This window comes from Kribbella sp. NPDC048928 (assembly GCF_043197975.1).
Lineage (GTDB): Bacteria > Actinomycetota > Actinomycetes > Propionibacteriales > Kribbellaceae > Kribbella.
Map to the genome: position 1 here is coordinate 261,826 of NZ_JBICUC010000005.1, position 19,275 is coordinate 281,100.

Sequence of the window (19,275 nt, forward strand, 5' to 3'; positions counted from 1 at the left end):
AGTGGTCAGATGATCACTATTCTGATCATGAGAGGGCGGCGCGGAGGATCGCATGGGCGCCCGCGACGATCGCTTGCCGGTTGGCTTCGTACGTCGGATCCGTGACAGCTGTCTTGTTCGTGAGGTCGAAGGAGAGCACCGGTACGTGCAGGTGCCCGGCCGGCATCGACGGGTCGAGCAGGTCGCGCTGCAAGGTGTTGCGGTAGGCAACCTCGTTCGAGAGGTAGCCGCCGCCGGTGCCCTCGGACGCGATCGAGCCGGCGGTCGGCCCGTCGGGTCGCCGTACGGGTGTGGTCTGGCCGGCTGGGATCTCGAGCACCGACGTGTTGACGCGGGTCCGGAACGGCGCCGGTACGGCGGTCTGCGCCATCCGCGCCAGCGGCAGGCTGGACGTGATCCACTCGGGGCCGGCCGGCATGCTCGGGGACACGACGGGCGCGCTGATCGTGCCGCCGCCCCAGAGGTTGTTGTTGTCGCCGATCGAGCTGACCGAACGGCGCCGCCCGTTGAACGCCTCCAGGTCGAAGATGCCGACCCGTCCCTGGCTGCTCGTCATCACGACGTCGGCGTGCTGCGGACCCGGCCGGTAGTGCGGGGCGAGCGTGTTCTCGACCATGCTCTCGTCGAAGTCGGTGTACCGCACCGGGAAGACCACGGTCTGGATCTCGTACGTCGTCCCGTTCACGGTCCAGCGCCGGCCGTCGAGGGTGAGGGCGTTGGCACCCGAGGGGTTGCCGATCCGGATGTCCGCGTCGAGCGTGAACGGGTCGAACCCGGTGACCAGGATTTTCCGTACGCCTGGGGTGAAGCGGGTGCTCGTGATGCCGCGGGACGCGTACTCGAACGAGCGGATCAGGTCGGCGCGTTCGGCTGTGGTGAGGCCGAAGGAAGGCTGCCACTGGCGCAGCGTCAGCGCCATCGAGAGGCGCGCCCAGTACAGGCCGCGGTCGTCGGTGGAGGGGAGAGCGTCCGTGCCGCGGGGTGCGTGCTGGGCGCGGTGGGTCGCGGCCCGCCAGAGCGCCTCGCCGTGCGCGCGGACGAGCGCGGTCGCGGCCTTGCGGTTGGGTACCCGGCACAGGAGTTGCGCGAAGACGCCGACCTGGTGGTCGAAGCCGGTGCGCCGCAGGATCTCGGCCGGAACCGACGGTCCGCCGTTGACGCCGCGGGTGAGGCGTTGCTCCTCGACCGTACCGACGACCGAATGATCCAGGCAGCCGGTCACCGGCCCGCCGTGCAGCGCCGGAGCGGTGTCGGGCGCCGCGTGCGCGATCGGGGCACCGGACAGCACCGCGGTCACCGCTAGGGCGCCGGCAACCAGAGAACGCTGAAATGAGCTGGGGCGGAGTCTCATACAGGCTGTCTACCAGATCGCACCCGCATCTCCTACCGAGGCGGGCCCTCGAAAATGGGCAGTAGGTAGGCGGTCCAGATCCAGTAGTGGACGTGCACGGCCACGACCCAGACGACGACCGGGGTGAACGCACGGACGTACCAAGGGATCCGCGTGACCAGGAGGGCCATCACGATCATCACGACGCCGATCAGCACCCCCGGTACGACGAACGCCCACTTCTGCGCGTCGACCGGCCAGCAGTTCGGGTACGTACACGCGTCGTCGGTGCCGGTGAAGTAGCTGCCGGCGTTGAACTCCGCCACCGCAAGCGTCCAGCAGGCAATGACGAACCCGCCGATGCCCTGCGCGATCGCGGCGCGCAGCGACCCGCGGCTCGACCACGCCCTACCGGTCGGCAACCCACCCACGAACAGGATCGTCGCGGTCGTGATCAGCAGCGCGACCAACCAGAACCCATCCAGCCCCGCACCCCTCGTGCCGATGCCGTGCCGTCGCGGATCGACCTGCGGCAGCCCGACACTGAACCCGAACAGGCAGTACCCGAAGATCAGCAGCCCGATGGCGCCCAGCACCAGCAGGACGACCTCGACCCACCCGGCAACGCGAGTTCTGGTGACCTTCATCCGTGCAGAACGGACTTCCAGTCGGCTGCGGTGGCCGCGTCGTACGACCGCGTGAACCCGCACCCGGTCCACGCGATCGGGTGAAGCGCGCCCGGCTGCGTCTGCCCCGACACAAGCAGCCTGCTGCCCCGCTGGAGATCCAACCGATCCGCATCCTCCCCGGCCGTATCGGCGACCACCGTGACCCGCTGGCCTGCCCCACCACGGAACCACTCGTTGACGCCAAAGGTGATCTGCACACGCCCCACCGGCCCCTCACCCATCCCCACCACCCGCTCCACCGTCCCGTCGAACGCAATGTTCCGATGCGCAAGGGTCGTCAGCGAGTACCCCTCGACACAACTCGCCCCACGGCCGGTCGGCGAGGCAGTGGGTTGGGACACCGGAATCGCGACCGGCGGTTTGTCCAGCCCGCCGCCGACCAGCACCACCGCAACCAAAATCGCGGCCGCAACGGCGGCCACAGCCCCAGCCGCCAATGCTGCACCCCCGATGCTCCAACGCCCACCAGACAGCCTACGAGCCCTTCGAGGCTGCGCCGATTCGGCCGCCCGGCGTACCTGGGTCCGCACCTCCTCGAGCACGCGGGCATCCAGCGGCTCGACGCTCCCGGCGGCGACCAGTTCGTCCCATCCGGGCAACTCGGAGCGCTCGTCCGTCAACTGCTGCTCGTCCACGGCGAATCTCCTTCCAGCTCTGAACGTCGCTTACCGAGTACTTGCGTGGAGTCCGCCAGCCGTTCGCGCATCCGCTCCCGCGCACGATGCAAACGCGACCGCGCAGTGCCCGCAGGGATGCCGACCACGTCAGCGGCTTCGGTCGGAGTCAGCTGTTCCCACCCGACAAGCAGCAGCAGTTCACGCTCGACCGGTGGAAGCTCCGCGAGCGCTTCCATCAACGCGGGCCGTACGGCAGCCGCATCCAACCGGGCGTCGACTGCCGCCCAGTCCATCTCCGTCGGACCAGTGCCGTGCGGCGCGGCATCGCGCGCGGTCCGGCGGTAGTGCGCAAGCAGGGTATGGCGAGCGATGCCGAAGAACCAGGCCCGCGCGGTGCCTCGGGTCGGGTCGAACGTCGCGCGGCTGCTGAACGCGGCGAGCCACACGTCCGCGAGCAGTTCGTCGGCTTCGTGGGGAGCGCGCCTGGCCAGGTAGGCGTGGATCGGCGGCGCGAGGCGTTCGACCAGCGGCTCGAAGGCCGACGCGACCTCCTGCGAGAGTCGCAACTGCTCCTCGTCGCTCGTCATCCGCCCCGCTCTCTGCCCGCGCACTGTTCGACGACCGCTGTCATCAGGTACTTGTCGGACAGTGCGGCGAGCGTTCGGGCAGGGGCCGGTCAGTCGATCTGGGTCAGTTTGCCGGTGTCTACGTCGTAGATGAAGCCGCCGACCACGATGTCCTCGCCGATCAGTGGGTGCTCGCGGACCGCGGCCACGTCGCGGCGGAGGGCCTCGAGCTGGTCGGGGATGACGGAGATCGGCAGGTAGCCGGCCGGTTTGCCGGCCGCGAGCTCGACCTTTTCGCGGAGCGCGTCCTCGGACATCGCGGCCATCGCGCAGCGGGTGTGCGGGATGATCATGATCCGCCGGACGCCGAGTAGCTGGACGCCGAGCACGAGCCCGGTCATCGTCATCTCGGTGACCCGGCCGCCGGCCGAGCGCAGCACCTTCGCGTCGCCGGCCTTCAGGCCGAGCATCTCCAGCGGCGGGATCCGCGAGTCCATGCAGGTGACCACGCCGATCCCCGCGTGCGCGATCCCGTCGAAGCCGCTGTAGTGGAAGTCGGCCGCGTACTCCGCGTTCGCGGCCAGCAGGTCGTCGAACCCGCCGCTCATCGGACCGGACCCGACACTGGACCGGATTCTGGACCTGACTCGGGTACTGGCGTACCGGTTTGCAGGATCGACATGGCGAACGGTTCCTTTCCGCAGGAGTCCGGACGGGGTGGATCGGCGGGTGCGGTGCTGACCGGCACGCTCCACGACCGGCCGTCGGCGTGCTGGACGGTCACGGTGCCGGCGTCCTCGCCGACGATCCGCAGGGCATCCAGCGCGAGCTCGCCGAGGAGTTCGCGGACGGCGACCTCGGCGGCCTGACCGCGCTTGCTCCAGGTGGAGCGACCGCGCAGCCCGGTCAGAACTGTCTCCCCACGATCGGCTGCGGCGAGTACCTCGACCGCTGTGTCGACCGTGAGGTGGCCGTGCATGGTTCCGGCCGGCAGATACGTCGCTGTCGGCGCGAATCGGTGCCCGCCGAGATGGGTGGCCTCCCACACGCGTCCCGGTACCCGTTCGGCGAGTCCGGAGACGAGGGGCCGGCCGAGTACGGCGCAGCAGCCGTCACGCTTGCCGTTCGTACACACGAGGACGATCGGGTCGTCGACGGGAGCCAGCGAGGGCAGCGACGCGACAACCGCCGTACGGTCACCACGCGCGACCGCACGCAGGTCGAGCGCGTCCAGCTCGACCGGGTCGGCGACCTGGCCGCTGAGCAGCCACGTACGGCCGGGGGTGGTCGACGCGACGAAGACCTGGTGTGACCGCTGGACCGCGTCAGCGTGCCGGCCGGGGGAGCGGATCAGGCCGAAACGGACGTCGAGCTTCTTGCACCGGTCGTCGAAGGCGCCACCGAAGACCGGATCCAGGTGGCTCTGCGTCGGCGCCTTGGCGCCCCACGGGCCCGGCTGCTCGACGACGACCCAGCCGGTCGCCACCACCGCGGTGCCGGGCAACGGCTCCTGGAGCACCCGACAGAACGTCGAGCACAGGCCGGAGGCAGGTGCAGGGCTCACAGCATCACACGGTACGCGACGTGAGACAGCTGTCCCTCATGATGATCATCATGTGTGCGCTGCACCACGTTCGCGGCCAGGACCAGCAGAGCGCCGGCCGAGCAGCAGCACCCCGAGAAGAGCGGCCAGGAACGCGCACACGGCGGCTCCGGCGAAGATCGCGTGAACTTGTGAAACGGCCGCGTCCCGGAGCGCGTCGACGTACGGCCGGCAGTTCGCCGGTGACGACGGGCACAGCTCGTTGGGCGTTTTGATGCCCTCGGCAAGCGCGTAGTACCGGCGTAGGCCGATCGCGGTCAGTGCGGAGACGCCGACGAGCATCCCGACCATCCGCGCGACGACCACGAGCGCGCTCACCAGACCGTGGCTGCCGGCCGGTGTCGCGCCGAGCATGGCGGTGTTGAGCGGCGACAGCGCGAGGCCGAACCCGAGACCGCAGCCGAGCAGTACGAGGGTCGCCGGCCAGTGATCCAGCGCGGTACGGCCCCAGTACGCCATCAGCACGAACATCGCCCCGGACAGTCCGAGCCCCGCACCGGTGATCAGCCCGAGCCCGTACCGGCGGGTCAGCCATCCACCGGCCACCGCGCCGACCGGCAGGGCGATCAGGAACCGCAGCAGCACCAACGCGGCGTCCAACTGCCCGCCGCCCTGCGTCGTCCGGGCAAACACCGGTACGTCGACCAGCGCTGCGATCAACGCACAACCGATCAGAAAACTGACCAGGAGCGAGCCCCACGCCGCACGACTGCCCAGCAACCCACGCGGGACGATCGCGGCCGGCGTACGGCGCTGCCAGAACCCGAACGCGACCGCACAGACGGCTGACGCAACCAGCAGCCACGGCCCAGCCGGCGACATGAGCTGCCGCTCAGGATCGGCCGTCGCGAACGCCAGCACCACACCCGCCAGCGCGAGCGCAAGCAGCACCGCACCGACGAGATCCACCTGCGCCAGCACGCCGGCCAGGTGGCCGCGGCTGCGCTGCAGCACGAGACCGAGCCAGCCGAGCGCGAGCACGAGCGCGGCGACCCCGATCGGGGTGAGCAGCCGTGACGTCCCGGTGAAGGGCACGAATGGCAACCCGAGCGTCACGCCCGACGCCAAGCGGTCCGGTGCGGTGAGCGTCAGCCCGAGCGCGATGCAGGCAAGCAACCCGATCACGCCAGAGACCCGTGGGCGCCATCGGCGCCGCAGCAGGAGCGCGAGCACAACGGCGACCACGAGGTTCAGCCAGAAGATGTACCGCCAGTCGGCCACTGCGAGGACGGCCGCGCCGAGCAGCGGCCCCAGCACCGAGCCGAGCTCCTGGACGGCCCCGACCACGCCCAACGGCAGCCCTCGCCGATCGGCGGGCCACAGGTCGGCGACCAGCGCCAACGTCGCCGGGACCAGCCCACCACCGCCGACGCCTTGGAGAAACCGACCGGTTACCACCAGGGGCAGGTCATAGGCACCGGCCGTCACCAACGACCCGACCGCGAACAGCAACAGCGCCCCGACGAGCACCGGCGTCCGGCCGACGACGTCCGCGATCCGGCCGATCAGCGGCAGTACTGCGATGTAGCCGAGCAGGAACCCCGAGATGATCGGCGCCGCCCGCTGCAGTTCGTCCGCCGACAGCCCGACGCCGGACATCATGTCCGGCAGTGCGAGGACGACGACGTACGTGTCCGCTGCCGCGAAGGCGACCGCGATCGACGCGAGCGTCAGCCGGGCCTGCGCCGAGGTCCGCCCCGAGGTCCGCCCCGATGTCACGGTGCGGTGATCTCGACCTTCTCGCCGTACTTGTCCAGGGTGACGTCGTAGCTGCTGGTGGCACCGGAGTAGAACGGCCCGGTGATCGTGGCCGACACCAGCTGTCCGCTGTCCTTGTCGATCTTGAACGTGCTCGGGAAGCTGCCGTCGGCCGGTGCCTTCGGGAAGATGCCCTGCAGCGACTTGCCCTCGACCGAACCGCTCACCTCGGTGAGCACCTTGGACCCGTCGCGGGTCTGGCCCTTCACCTTCGCGTCCTTGAGCGTCGGCAGTACGGCGGTGAGGCCCTTGGCGGGATCGAGCAGAATCGCCGGGTCCGGCGCGCCGAGTCCGGCGAGCTGGCTCGGCGTGAGCTCGATGAAGGCCGGTGCGAACGACACCTTGGCGTACACCTTGCTGCCGACGGCGACCACCTCGGCGTCGATCGGCGACCCGCTGGACCGCACGGTCAGCTTGCCCTTGAACGCCGGCGCGTGGGTGGCGACGCCGTCACCGCTGCCGAGGGTCCGTGCGTTCTCCGGCAGGTCGCGCCCGGTCAGCACGATGTGCACGCTGGCCGCGTCGTCGATCGCCTTCTTCGCGCCGGTCAGCAGCGCGACCGCGTCCCCGCCGGTGTCGCCGCCACCGCCGGCGGTGTCCTTCTTGTCGTTGCAGCCCGCCACGGCAAGGACGACGACCGCGCACAGCGCGAGCATTCTCTTCACGGACGTCAGCCTGCCAGATCGGAAGCGCACGCAGCGATCGGCTGCGCGACCGGCACGCCGGAACCGTCCCGGCGCGGGTCGATCGGCGGCAGCTCGACCGGCGCACCGCTGCTGGCGCTGGCCTTCACCGGCGCCACGCCGATGTACCCGAGCAGGAGGCCGTCCTCGCCCTTGAGCAGCCGCTGGCAGCGCACACCGCCGGTCCCGCGGCCCTTGCCCGGGTACTCACTGAAGGGGGTCACCTTCACAGCACCGACCTCGGTCCCCGGCAGCGCGGACGACGAGCCCGCGATCGTCACGACCTGTGCCTCGCGGCCAGCGTCCACCGCCCCGAAGAAGACGACCTTCTGCTTCGTCGCCAGCCGGACGCCGGCCATGCCGCCGGCAGTGCGGCCCTGCGGCCGGACGGCGGACGCTGAGAAGTGCAGGAGCTGCGCGTCGGACGTGATGAAGCACAGCTCCTCCTCGCCCGTCGTCAGCTCGACCGCTCCGACGACCTGGTCGCCGTCCTTCAGCCCGATGATCTCCCACGAGTCACGGTTGCTCAGGTGGTCCGGTACGACGCGCTTCACCACGCCTGACAACGTACCGAGGGCGACGCCGACCGAGTCCGGGTCCATCGTGGTCAGCGCGAGCGCCTTCTCACCGGGCTCCAGCGACACGAACTCCGCGATCGGCGCGCCACCCTGCAGGTTCGGCGCGTTCGCGGTCGTCGGTACGGCCGGCAGGTCGAGCGACTCGAGCCGGATCAGCCGGCCGGCGCTCGTGATCAGGCCGTACTGCCCGCGGGCGGTGCTCCTGATCACGGACACGATCGCGTCGTGCTTGGCCCGCGACTCGGTCGGCCCGAACGGCTCGACACCGTTGGTCCGGGCGAGCAGTCCGGTGGAGCTCATCAGGATCCAGCACGGGTCGTCGCTGACCTCGAGCGGTACCGCGGCCGTCTTGGTCGCGCCGGACGACTCCAGCAGCACGGTCCGGCGCGGTGTGCCGTACGTCTTCGCGACCTCGGCGAGCTCGTCGGAGACCGTCTTGCGGAGCAGCTTCGGGTCGTCGATGATCGCGCTGAGCGCCTCGATCTCGCGCTCCAGCTCGCCCTTCTCGGTCTCCAGCTCGAGCTTGGAGTAGCGCGTCAGGCGGCGCAGCGGCATGTCTAGGATGTAGTTCGCCTGGATCTCGGACAGGTCGTAGATCTCGATCAGCCGGGACCGCGCCGCGGCGGAGTCGTCGCTGCTGCGGATCACCTGGATGACCTCGTCGATGTCGAGGATCGCGATCAGCATGCCCTCGACGATGTGCAGCCGGTCCTGCGCCTTCTTCCGGCGGAACTCGCTGCGCCGCCGGGTCACGTCGTATCGGTGCTCGAGGTAGACCTCGAGGAGCGGCTTCAGGCCGAGCGTGCGCGGCTGGCCCTCGACCAGGCAGACGTTGTTGACGTGGAACGAGTCCTCGAGCGGGGTCAGCTTGTAAAGCTGCTCCAGCAGTGCCTCGGGGACGAAGCCGTTCTTGACCTCGATCACCAGCTGGGTGCCGTGAGTACGGTCGGTGAGGTCCTTGACGTCCGCGATGCCCTGGAGCTTCTTGCTCTGCACCAGGGTCTTGATCTTCTCGATCACCTTCTCCGGGCCGACCGAGTACGGCAGTTCGGTGACCACGATGCCCTTGCGGCGCGGGGTGACGTTCTCGATCCGGGCGGTGGCGCGCATCTTGAAGCTGCCGCGGCCGGTCGCGTACGCGTCCTTGATGCCGTCCAGGCCGACGATCTTGCCGCCGGTCGGCAGGTCCGGCCCGGGGACGAACCGCATCAGGTCGTCGAGGTCGGCGGTCGGCGTCTTGATCAGGTGCCGGAGCGCCTGGATCACCTCGACCAGGTTGTGCGGGGCCATGTTCGTGGCCATCCCGACCGCGATCCCGGCGGCGCCGTTGACGAGCAGGTTCGGGAAGGCGGCCGGCAGCACCGCCGGCTCCTCCTCCTGGCCGTCGTAGTTCGCCTTGAAATCGACGACGTTCTCGCTCAGCCCATCCGTCATCGCCACCGCGGGCGGCGCCATCCGGCACTCGGTGTATCGCATCGCCGCTGGTCCATCGTCCAGAGATCCGAAGTTGCCATGAGGATCGATCAACGGGACGCGCATGGACCAGGTCTGGCCGGTGCGGACGAGGGCGTCGTAGATGGCGCCGTCGCCGTGCGGGTGGTACTTACCCATGACTTCACCGACGACGCGGGCGCACTTCACGTGGGCGCGAGCGGGGTTGATGTTGTTCTCCGCCATCGAGAACAGGATCCGCCGCTGGACCGGTTTCAGCCCGTCGCGCGCGTCCGGCAGGGCCCGCGAGTAGATCACCGAGTAGGCATACTCGAGGTAGCTGGTGCGCATCTCGTCGGAGACGTCGACGTCGAGGATGTGCTCCTCGAAGTCCTCGGGTTCGGCGGTACTGGTACGACGTGCCATTCGGGTCTACGAACTCCTCGATCAAGTGGTGCCGGCGCCGCGACGGTCCGGCGCCGCCCCTATTGTCCCTGCTCACCCACTGTTTGCCTGGTCACGACCCGCAGAAGGTACGCGGTCGGGGCCAAGGCGGACCCTACCGCCAGGGTCAGACAGAGTGCGCCGATGCCCAGCAGGATGCCCCACGGGACCGTCGTCGGTACGTCCGTCAGCCCCGATGTCATCGCGTGCCGGATCAGGACACCGACGGTGATCGTGGTCGCGGTCCCGAGGCTCAGGGCGACCGCGCCGACCAGGGACGACTCCCACAGCACCATCCGGCGCAGCTGCGCTCCGGTCGCGCCGAGTAGTTGCGACGTACGGAACTCGTGGCGCCGCTGCAGACTGCTCATCAGGAGCGTGTTGGCGATCGCGATCGCGCTGTAGAGCGCGGCCGGCCCGAGCAGCATCACGAGTCCGACCTGGTTGCCCTTCCGGAGCCCTTCAGTTTGGTCCGCCACCCAGTCCGCGGCGAGCTGTGCGTGGGGGAGCCGCTGTACGAGGTCCGCTGCCGCGACTCCGTCCGCAGGCAGTACGAAGCTCCGCTCGACCTGGGCGTCTGGTGCGTGCTTCCGCGCGACGTCGAGCGGGATCATGTACGACGAGTTCACCCCGAAGGCGTCCTTCACGATCGCCACCACCCGCAGCTTCACCGGCTGCCGGTCCAGGAACACCACGGGGATCTCGTCGCCGACGCGGTAGTGCTCGAACCCGGCCGCCTCCTTGGCGACTGCGACCGCGTTCCCAGTGAGCCTGCTCAGATCGCCGTCCAGCACGCTGAGGTCCCGCGTCTGCGCCGCAACCGCCGGGTCGATCCCCTCGACGTCCTCCAACTGCGCGTCGTCCTCCGAGATCCGCACGACCTGCGTCGGTACGGCGGCATCCACCGCTTTCAGACCGGGGTCGGCAGCGGGTGCTGCTCCGCTGACCACGATCGGCGCGCGAACCGCATCACGCATCGTCGCCGCCGAACTGTCGGCAGCAAAGCTCAGGCTGAGCACCATCGAGCCGGCGATCGCAGAGATCGCGACGATGGGCGCGGCCAGCGAGGCGCTCCGGCGGGGCGCGGCGACGACGTTGCTGCGGGCCAGTCGCCCGGACACGTGCGTCCAGGCGACCAAGGGCGCCGCCCACAGCCGGCCGAGGACCGGTACGACGAGTGGTGCGAGCAGCGTCAGCGCGATCACGATCACCATCGGCGTGAACATCGCCAGCGGTACGGCGCCCTCACCGGTCGACGGCCGGATCAGCGTGAGCATCACGATCGCACCGGCCAGGAACAGCAGCCCGAAAATGATCCGTACCGGCCCGATCCGTGGCGGTTCCAGCGCGGCCTCGCGGAGCGCGTCGATCGGCGCGACCTTGCCGGCCCGGCGCGCGGCCGAGCGGGCCCCGAGCAGTGCGACCAGCATCCCCGCTCCGACCGCGATCGCGAGCGGTACCCACGGCGCCGCGGGCTCGAGCTTCACCGGTGCCAGTTCGGTGTACGACGCCTTGCTCAGTAGCAGCGGAGTCGCGAGCTGGGCCGCGACCGCTCCGGTGAGTGAGGCGGCGAGTGCGACGACGAGCGCCTCGCCGACGATCATCCGGCGCAGCTGTCGCGGCGTCGCCCCGATCAGCCGGAGCAGGCCGAGCTCCTGGCGGCGGGACGCGACGGCGAACGCGAACGTACTCGCGATCACGAAGATCGTGATGAAGCCGCAGATCACCCCGACCATGCTGAGCACGGTCTGCAGCCCGGACACGTCGGCGTCGGTGAGCGGGACCTTCACGTGCCGCGCCGGATTGTCGGGTCCGCCGAGCGTCGTCACGCTGATCGTCGACGAGTCCGGCCGGTGGTAGCCGATGGTGGCGGCCGTCGTGGTCGCGGCCAGGCCGAGCATGAAGACGCCGACCGCGAGCGCCACGAACGAGCCGGCGTACAGCGAACGATGCTGCCCGACCGTCTGCCGGCTGAGCTGGAACATCATCGTTCCAGCTCGCTCATGGCGGCCGCGATCTGCGCGGGCGTGGCGCGGTCGAGGTGCCCGGCGAGCAGCCCGTCGGACAGGAACAGCACCCGTTCGGCGTACGCGGCCGCGACCGGGTCGTGGGTGACCATCACGACGGTCTGGCCCGCGCGATCGGTGGCCGCGCGCAATAACTCGAGGACCTGCCGGCTGGTTCCGCTGTCGAGGGCGCCGGTCGGCTCGTCGGCGAAGAACACCGACGGCTGCGTGATCAGCGCCCGCGCGATCGCGACCCGCTGCTGCTGACCACCCGACAACTCGGCCGGTCGGCGCTTCGCCATTCCGTCCAGGCCGACCTGCTCCAGCACGCGCAATACGTCACTGCGCGCTGGGCGGCGGCCGGTGAGCCGTAGGGGGAGTGCCACGTTGTCGTACACGGTCAGCGACGGCAGCAGGTTGTACGCCTGGAACACGAACCCCATCTCGCTGCGGCGCAGCTTGGTGAGCTCGACCTCGTTCAGCGTGCCCAGGGTCACTCCGTTGAGTACGACCGTGCCTCTGGTCGGGTGGTCGAGCCCTGCGGCGCACTGCAGCAGCGTCGACTTGCCGGAGCCGGACGGTCCCATCACCGCCGTGAACGAGCCGCGGGCGAAGTGGTACGTCACCCCGCGCAGCGCATCCACCGCTCCGGCCTTGGAGCGGTACGTCTTCGTGATGCCGTCCAGCAACAGAGCAGGTGGCTCGACTGGTGCTACAGAGGGGTACGTCGGCGCGGTAGCGGTCATGCTGCCAGCAAACCGCCGTACGTCGCCCAACGCGTTGGCCTACACACGAGACCTGCAGTAGCGCGCACGCTACCGCCCAAGCACGGCCCGCCGCCCTAGGCTTGGACCGGTGGACAGTCCGAAGACGGTAGAGATGGCCGCGACTCCGTCGCGGCGGGTCCTGGGGCTGTTGCTCCCGGTCTTCCCTCGTCGCTCCGGTCGCTTCGCTCCCTCCGCTCCTCAGTCCAGACCGGGAGGCCCCAGGACCGTTTGGGGAGCGCTGGCGTCGCCGCGTTACCTGATCTCGTCGTGGCCGTGGCGGAGTTATGCGTATCTGCTCACGTCCGTACCGGTCGGCGCGCTGGCGATCGGGGTGCTGGTCGGGCTGGCGGGGCTCAGTGCGTTGCTCAGCCCGATCCTCGTCGGCATCCTGATGATCAGCTCGTTCCCGCTGATCGGCGGCGCGATCGGCTGGCTGGAGCGCCGCCGGGCCGGCCTGATGCTCGTGGACGGGATCAGCAGCCCGCACGCGAAGCTGCCTACGGCGCTCGGGCTGCGCGAGAAGCTCAAGTTCCGGCGGCGCGAGCAGGCCTCGATGCGCGGGCTCGGGTACGGGTTCGTCCTCGGAGTACTGATCTGGCCGCTGAGCGCACTGTTCGCCGGTGTCAGCGTCACGACGCTGGTGATCACGCTCGGGGCGCCGATCATCGCCGACGGCGACGAGATGGGCATGGGCCCGTGGACGCTGAACTCGGCGCGTGAAGGGTTCGTCTTCCTGATCCTGTTCGGGCCGGTCTTCTACGCGGTCAGCTCGTACCTGCTCGGTGTCATCGCGGGCGCGGAGGCCTCGCTGGCCAAGGCGATGCTCGGGCCGCGGCAGGACGAGCTGCAGCGGAACCTGGCCGAGCTGAGGCGGTCCCGCCTCGACCTGGTCGACGCGTTCGAGACCGAGCGTGTACGGATCGAGCGGCACCTCCACGACGGCGTCCAGCAGCGGCTGGTCGGGTTGACGATGACGCTCGGCCTGGCGGAGCTGGACCTGCCCGAGGGCGAGGGCCGGCGGCTCGTCGTGAAGGCCCATGCCGAGGCGGAGGCGGCGCTCGCCGACCTGCGCGCGGCCGTCCGCGGCATCCATCCGCGGGTCCTGGTCGATCACGGGCTCGAGGCTGCCGTACGGGAGGTGGCCGACCGGATGCCGTTGCCGGTGTCGCTGCACTTCACGATCCCGGGCCGGCTGCCCGGACCGATCGAGGCGGCTGCGTACTTCGTGGTCAGCGAGGCGCTCGCGAACGTCGCGAAGCACGCGCAGGCCTCGACGTGCGAGGTGTCCGGCTGGGTGGACCGCGAGCGGCTGGTGATCTCCGTACAGGACGACGGCGTCGGTGGTGCGAAGCTCGGTGCCGGTACCGGACTGACCGGCCTGGTGACGCGGCTGGACGCGCTGGGCGGCACACTCGACGTCGACAGCCCACCCGGAGGGCCGACACGACTGAGGATGGAGTGCCCGTGCCGACTCGGCGACTGACGATCGTCCTGGCCGAAGATTCACTGCTGCTGCGTGAGGGGCTGGCGAGCATCCTCGACCGCGCCGGGCACGAGGTGAGGGACACGGTCGGGGACGCGGACACGCTGCTCGCGGTCGTTCGCAAGGACCCGCCGGACGTGGTGATCACCGACGTACGGATGCCGCCCGGGCACAGCGACGAAGGGCTGCGGGCCGCTGCGGCGATCCGGGCCGAGCTGCCCGCGATCGGGATCCTGGTGCTGTCCCAGTACGTGGCCGACGCGTACCTGTCGACGTTGCTCGAGACAACGACCGGCGGGATCGGCTACCTGCTCAAGGACCGGGTCGGGCATGTCACCGAGTTCCTGGAATCGCTCGACCGGGTCGCGAACGGCGGCACCGTGGTCGACCCCGAGGTGGTGAGGCAGTTGCTCGCCCGGCGGCGCAACGACGGGCCACTGTCGGCGCTCACCCCGCGCGAACTCGAAGTACTCGCGCTGATGGCGGAGGGCCGCGTGAACGCCTCGATCGCCGAACACCTGGTCGTGAGCGAGGCCGCCGTCCGCAAACACGTAGGCAACATCTTCGCCAAGCTCGAACTGGACACCGGCCGCGACCGCCGAGTCTCCGCCGTCCTCACCTACCTGAGGAGCTAAACCGCCCGACGGCGATCCGGCGCTGCATGCCTACGTGGTCCAGTTCGAGGCGGGCGGACGGACAGCGTGGCACGTGCACGAGAACGGGCAGCTGCTGATCTGTGTCGACGGTGTGGGGTTTGTCGGCAATCGCGACGGCACGGTGGTGGAGCTGCGGCCGGGATCCGCGGTTTGGACGGACGCGGGGGAGCAGCACTGGCATGGCGCGGGGCCGGACCGTGCGCTGACGCATGTGGCTGTGCAGACCGAGTCCACGGAGGACGCGGTGATGTGGTTCGAAGAGGTCGCCGAGGCGGACTGGCTTCGGGCGGGCGAGAATAGGTAGTCATGGACGAGGCGATCCGGAAGATTCTGGCCGAGTGTGAGACCTGGGCCGTCGTGGGGCTGTCGAACAACACCAGCCGCGCGGCGTACGGGGTGGCGCGCTTCCTGCAGGGGCACGGCAAGCGGATCGTGCCGGTGCATCCGGCGGCGGAGACCGTGCACGGCGAGCAGGGGTACGCGACGCTGGCGGACATCCCGTTCCCGGTGGACTGCGTGGACGTCTTCGTCCGCTCCGACCTGGCCGGCGACATCGCGGACCAGGCGGTGGGAATCAACGCCCGGGCGGTGTGGTTCCAGCTCGATGTAGTGGATCAGGACGCCTACCACCGAACGACCGCGGCGGGGCTCACGATGGTGATGGACCGCTGCCCGGCGATCGAGTGGGGACGCCTCGGACCGGCAAGCTAAGGAGCCTGATTCAACGCGACGCACAGCGGCGAGTTCCACGCGTCGTACTCGGTGCTGATCCGGATCACTCCGGAGAAGCTCCGCGGCTTCTAGCCCGCGTTGTACGTCGGCGACCGCGGAACCGGGGGCGGGTCCCGGTTCCATCGGCGCGTCGGGGTCAGTTCAGGTAGCCCTCGACGGTGTCGGTGGAGCGGGCGGCGGCGTCGTCGGGGTTCTCGCCGAACTCGCGCTTGGCGCGGCGCTGCCGGAGCAGGTCCCAGCACTGGTCCAGCTCGACCTCGAGCGCCCGGAGGCGGGTCTTCTCGTCGTCGTTGCCGACCTGCCCGGCCGCGTGCTTCGTGCGGAGCTCGTGCTCCTCGGCGACCAGCTCGTCGATGCGGCCGAGGATGCCCTTGTCGTCAGTCATGAGGTAACTGTACGGCCGTCCGGCAGGCCGGATCGGGACAGCAGCTCGGTGATCACGAGGATCGCGATCGACTCGGCGGCGACCAGACCGATCAGTACGACCAGTTGCAGCGCGGCGGCCTCGACGGGGGAGGCGCCCCCGAGGACCATGCCGACGAACGCCCCGGGCAGCGTGACCAGGCCGACCGTCCGCGTCTGGTCCAGAGCGGGCAGCAGGGCATCACCCGCGACCGGCCCCACCACGAGCTTGAACGCGTCCGGCTGCAGCAGCCCGATCGACAGCCCGGCCTCGAACTCACCGAACCGGCTCTGGTACTCGCTCAGCACCCGCCGCCCGGCCAGCGTGGTGGCGGTCATCGTGCCACCCACGATGATGCCGCCCATCGGCAGGATTGTGGCCGGGTTCCGCGGCACGACACCCGGCAGGATGAGCAGCAGCAGTACGGCGAACGCGCCACTCCCGATCGCGGCCGCGCAGTACATCCACTGCCGCGGGACCACCGCCGTACCGTGCAGCCGCCGCGTGCTCGTGAAGGTCGCGACACCGAACATCAGCAGTACGAACGCGAGCGCGCCGACGGTGTGCTGCAGCGCGACCCCGACGACGGCGCCGACCGCCGCGAGCTGCACGACGGCTCGCAGCGCCGCGGTCACGATCCCCTTGTCGTGCCGCAGCCCGGCGTACCGCGAGGCCGCGACTCCGAACGCGATCAGCAACGGCAGGACGCCGACGGCTGCCCAGCCGAGGCCGGTATGGAACGACATCGGACTACTTGAAGTCGGCCTCGTCGTAGGTCTGGCCGGCGTTCCCGCTCTGCACCTTGCTCGCCTCGTCCGCGCGCAGCTCGACGCGCCGGATCTTCCCGGAGATCGTCTTCGGCAGGTCCGCGAACTCGAGCCGCCGGATCCGCTTGTACGGCGCCAGGTGCTCGCGGCAGAACGCCAGGATCTCCCCGGCCAGCTCCCGCGACGGCTCGTGCCCGGCGGCGAGGACGACGTACGCCTTCGGTACGGCGAGCCGCACCGGGTCCGGTGACGGGACGACGGCGGCCTCAGCGACGGCCGGGTGCTCGATCAGCACCGACTCCAGCTCGAACGGCGAGATGCGGTAGTCGCTGGCCTTGAACACGTCGTCCGAGCGCCCGACGTACGTGATGTAGCCGTCCTCGTCGCGGCTAGCGACGTCTCCGGTGTGGTAGTACCCGTTGCGCATCGCCTCGGCGGTCAGCTCGTCGGCGTCGCGGTAACCGCGCATCAGCGGCACCGGCGCAGGCGCGAGCTCGATGCAGATCTCGCCGTCGTCGCCGATCTCGTCGGTCGCCGGGTCGATCAGCGCGATGCTGTACCCGGGCAGCGGGCGGCCCATCGAGCCGAGCTTCACCGGCTGGCCCGGCGGGTTGCCGATCTGCGCGGTGGTCTCGGTCTGCCCGTACCCGTCGCGGATCGTGATGCCCCAGGCGTTCCGGACCTGCTCGATCACCTCGGGATTCAGCGGTTCACCGGCCGAGATGCACTCGCGGATCCGGACGTCGACCGCGGACAGGTCGGCCTGGATCAGCATCCGCCAGACGGTCGGCGGCGCGCAGAACGTGGTCACGCCGTACGTCTGCAGTACGTCCAGCATCTTCTCGGCGTTGAAGCGCGTGTAGTTGTACAAGAAGACGGTCGCGCCGGCGTTCCACGGGGCGAACACGTTGCTCCAGGAGTGCTTCGCCCAGCCGGGCGAGGAGACGTTCAGGTGTACGTCGCCGGGCTGCAGACCGATCCAGTACATCGTCGACAGGTGGCCGAGCGGGTAGCTGACCTGCGTGTGCTCGACCAGCTTCGGCTGGCTCGTCGTCCCGGAGGTGAAGTAGAGCAGCAGCGGGTCGTCGGCGGCGGTGTCCACCTCGGGGACCGGGCCGTCGTAGCTCGCCGCGTCCGGGTAGTGCAGCCAGCCCTCGGCCGGTTCGCCGACCGCGACGCGGATGCAGTGGTCCGCGATGCCTGCGTACCTCGGGGCGTCGGTGCCGCTCGTCACGACCGCACGGACGTTGCCGCGGGAGATCCGGTCCGCGAGGTCCGCGTCGGTGAGCAGGGTGGTGGCGGGGATCATCACCGCGCCGGCCCGGATGCAGCCGAGCATGGTCTCCCACAGCTCGACCTGGTTGCCGAGAACGATCAGCACCCGGTCGCCCGGCTTCAGTCCTGCCGCCGTCAGCCAGCCCGCCACCTTGCGGGACTGTTCGCCCATCTCGGCGTACGTCCGTGAATTGACCTCGCCGTCCTCCTCGACGATCGTCAGCGCCGCGACCTCGGCCTGCTCGACCGCGAGCGCGTCGAACCAGTCCCGCGCCCAGTTGAACCGCTCGAACTGCGGCCAGCTGAAGTCCCGGTACGCCGTCTCGTACTCGTCGCGATGCGCCACGAGAAAGTCCCGCGCCGCCCGAAACTCCCGGGTGACCTCCGAAGTGCTCTGCTCCGTCGCCATGTTGCGCACATTACCCATTCACTACCCATTCAGTGCCAGTACTGCGCCGGTCACGACGAGTGGCGTGAGGATCAGTCCGCGCCACAGGAACGACCACCAGGTGATCTCGACGCGGGCGGCGTGGCAGCGGGAGCGCCAGAGGAGAGTGGCGAGGGAACCCCAGAGGGTGAGTAGGCAGCCGCAGTTGACGCCGATCAGGAGTGCCATCATCCGGTGCGGGCTGTCGGCGGCGACCGGCTCCATCGCGATGTACGCCGGGAGGTTGTCGAACAGGTTCGCGCCCAGCGCCGCCGTCGCACTCAGCCGCAGCTCGGACGTGGTCCCCGCCACCCGCCGCAGTACGTCCTCGAGGCCGTGCGAACTCAGGAACCCGACCACCGTGAACAACACCACCACCGTGATCACCAGCTTGTACGGGATCAGCGACCACCGCAGCACGCTGCGGCGACGTACGGCGAACAACACGACCAGCACGATTGCCCCGATGCTCGCCGGGATCGCCACCTCGACACCGGACACGAACGCCGGCCCGAGGAGCACGCACACCGCCGCGGCCCCCCAGAACAGCACCTTGTCGTCGACACCAGGGGTGGGCGGTACGACGTACCGTCGCGGCAGGTCGCGGTGGAACAGCGCTGCGAGTACTGCGACGGTGATGACGATCGCCGCGATGGCCGGCCGCCAGCTCACGGACAGGTAGCTGACGTCCAGCAGGCGGAACTGATGCAGTGCGAGCAGGTTCGTGAGGTTGGACACCGGCAGTAGCAGAGACGCCGTACCGGCCAGCCAGACGGTGGTGAACGCGAACAGCTTCGGAGGGATGTCCAACTGGCGGGCCATCGACAGCACCACGGGGGTCAGGAGCACCGCGCAGGTGTCGAGCGACAGGACGATCGTCAGACCGGTGGCCAGGGCAACGACGAGCAGCCAGAGCCGCCAGACCCGCCCACGAGCGAGGTGCGCCGCCTCCCGCGCTGCGACATCGAAGACCTTGGCGTGGTCGGCCAGCTCCGCGATGACTGTGACTGCGACGAGGAACACCAGGACCGGCGCGATCCGCTCTACCAAATTCCCGACC

19 protein-coding genes are annotated in these 19,275 nt (G+C 69.8%); 4 read left to right on the top strand and 15 right to left on the bottom strand.

The window, feature by feature from the left end:
* Positions 1-25: 25 nt before the first annotated feature.
* The 11 genes from ACGFI6_RS23310 to ACGFI6_RS23360 all read right to left on the bottom strand — a co-directional run bounded on the left by ACGFI6_RS23310 (position 26) and on the right by ACGFI6_RS23360 (position 12,451).
* Complete coding sequence (locus tag ACGFI6_RS23310; protein WP_393121813.1) at positions 26-1,351, bottom strand: hypothetical protein; 1,326 nt, start codon at positions 1,349-1,351, stop codon at positions 26-28.
* 32 nt (positions 1,352-1,383) lie between these two features.
* The gene (locus ACGFI6_RS23315) at positions 1,384-1,977 is read right to left on the bottom strand and encodes a hypothetical protein (RefSeq protein WP_393121815.1); all 594 of its coding nucleotides are present in this window, start codon (positions 1,975-1,977) and stop codon (positions 1,384-1,386) included.
* Entirely contained in the window at positions 1,974-2,654 is a 681-nt protein-coding gene (locus tag ACGFI6_RS23320; protein ID WP_393121817.1) for a hypothetical protein, read from the bottom strand. The genes ACGFI6_RS23315 and ACGFI6_RS23320 overlap by 4 nt, the downstream gene beginning before the upstream one ends.
* Entirely contained in the window at positions 2,636-3,223 is a 588-nt protein-coding gene (locus tag ACGFI6_RS23325; RefSeq protein ID WP_393121819.1) for an RNA polymerase sigma factor, read from the bottom strand. Before ACGFI6_RS23325 ends, ACGFI6_RS23320 begins: the two co-directional genes overlap by 19 nt.
* An 89-nt stretch (positions 3,224-3,312) precedes the next feature.
* Positions 3,313-3,810, bottom strand: coding sequence for a beta-class carbonic anhydrase (locus ACGFI6_RS23330; RefSeq protein ID WP_393121821.1), 498 nt, complete (start codon positions 3,808-3,810; stop codon positions 3,313-3,315).
* Complete coding sequence (locus tag ACGFI6_RS23335) at positions 3,807-4,766, bottom strand: sucrase ferredoxin (protein WP_393121823.1); 960 nt, start codon at positions 4,764-4,766, stop codon at positions 3,807-3,809. The genes ACGFI6_RS23330 and ACGFI6_RS23335 overlap by 4 nt, the downstream gene beginning before the upstream one ends.
* A 48-nt stretch (positions 4,767-4,814) precedes the next feature.
* Positions 4,815-6,524: an MFS transporter gene (locus ACGFI6_RS23340; RefSeq protein ID WP_393121825.1), complete on the bottom strand. Its 1,710-nt coding sequence runs from the start codon at positions 6,522-6,524 to the stop codon at positions 4,815-4,817.
* Positions 6,521-7,219, bottom strand: coding sequence for an LppX_LprAFG lipoprotein (locus ACGFI6_RS23345; protein WP_393122524.1), 699 nt, complete (start codon positions 7,217-7,219; stop codon positions 6,521-6,523). The genes ACGFI6_RS23340 and ACGFI6_RS23345 overlap by 4 nt, the downstream gene beginning before the upstream one ends.
* Positions 7,220-7,233: 14 nt before the next feature.
* Positions 7,234-9,681 (bottom strand): DNA topoisomerase (ATP-hydrolyzing) subunit A, encoded by a 2,448-nt coding sequence (locus ACGFI6_RS23350; RefSeq protein ID WP_393121827.1) that lies wholly within the window; start codon positions 9,679-9,681, stop codon positions 7,234-7,236.
* A gap of 59 nt (positions 9,682-9,740) precedes the next feature.
* Positions 9,741-11,687, bottom strand: coding sequence for an FtsX-like permease family protein (locus ACGFI6_RS23355; RefSeq protein WP_393121829.1), 1,947 nt, complete (start codon positions 11,685-11,687; stop codon positions 9,741-9,743).
* Positions 11,684-12,451 carry an ABC transporter ATP-binding protein gene (locus ACGFI6_RS23360; RefSeq protein WP_393121831.1) on the bottom strand — a complete coding sequence of 256 codons (768 nt, stop codon included), beginning with the start codon at positions 12,449-12,451 and terminating at the stop codon, positions 11,684-11,686. The genes ACGFI6_RS23355 and ACGFI6_RS23360 overlap by 4 nt, the downstream gene beginning before the upstream one ends.
* Before the next feature lie 109 nt (positions 12,452-12,560).
* On the opposite strand from ACGFI6_RS23360, the gene ACGFI6_RS23365 reads away from it, so the two are divergent.
* The 4 genes from ACGFI6_RS23365 to ACGFI6_RS23380 are packed head-to-tail and all read left to right on the top strand — an operon-like array spanning position 12,561 to position 15,322.
* The gene (locus tag ACGFI6_RS23365; protein ID WP_393121833.1) at positions 12,561-13,955 is read left to right on the top strand and encodes a sensor histidine kinase; all 1,395 of its coding nucleotides are present in this window, start codon (positions 12,561-12,563) and stop codon (positions 13,953-13,955) included.
* Positions 13,937-14,590, top strand: a complete 654-nt coding sequence (locus ACGFI6_RS23370) for a response regulator (protein WP_393121834.1) — start codon at positions 13,937-13,939, stop codon at positions 14,588-14,590. The genes ACGFI6_RS23365 and ACGFI6_RS23370 overlap by 19 nt, the downstream gene beginning before the upstream one ends.
* A gap of 34 nt (positions 14,591-14,624) precedes the next feature.
* A complete protein-coding gene (locus tag ACGFI6_RS23375) occupies positions 14,625-14,915 on the top strand; it encodes a cupin domain-containing protein (protein ID WP_393121836.1) in 291 nt (96 codons plus the stop codon).
* Positions 14,916-14,917: 2 nt separating this feature from the next.
* On the top strand, positions 14,918-15,322 hold the full coding sequence (locus ACGFI6_RS23380) for a CoA-binding protein (RefSeq protein ID WP_393121837.1): 405 nt from the start codon (positions 14,918-14,920) through the stop codon (positions 15,320-15,322).
* Positions 15,323-15,479: 157 nt separating this feature from the next.
* Here the strand turns inward: ACGFI6_RS23380 and ACGFI6_RS23385 are convergent, their stop codons facing one another.
* Genes ACGFI6_RS23385 through ACGFI6_RS23400 form a run of 4 tightly spaced genes read right to left on the bottom strand, consistent with a single transcriptional unit; the run spans position 15,480 to position 19,265 of the window.
* On the bottom strand, positions 15,480-15,728 hold the full coding sequence (locus ACGFI6_RS23385) for a DUF2630 family protein (protein ID WP_393121839.1): 249 nt from the start codon (positions 15,726-15,728) through the stop codon (positions 15,480-15,482).
* Positions 15,725-16,492: an ABC transporter permease gene (locus tag ACGFI6_RS23390; RefSeq protein WP_393121840.1), complete on the bottom strand. Its 768-nt coding sequence runs from the start codon at positions 16,490-16,492 to the stop codon at positions 15,725-15,727. The genes ACGFI6_RS23385 and ACGFI6_RS23390 overlap by 4 nt, the downstream gene beginning before the upstream one ends.
* Positions 16,493-16,496: 4 nt before the next feature.
* Positions 16,497-18,197, bottom strand: a complete 1,701-nt coding sequence (locus ACGFI6_RS23395; RefSeq protein ID WP_393121842.1) for an AMP-binding protein — start codon at positions 18,195-18,197, stop codon at positions 16,497-16,499.
* A gap of 21 nt (positions 18,198-18,218) precedes the next feature.
* Entirely contained in the window at positions 18,219-19,265 is a 1,047-nt protein-coding gene (locus ACGFI6_RS23400) for an SLC13 family permease (protein WP_393121844.1), read from the bottom strand.
* Positions 19,266-19,275: the final 10 nt, after the last annotated feature.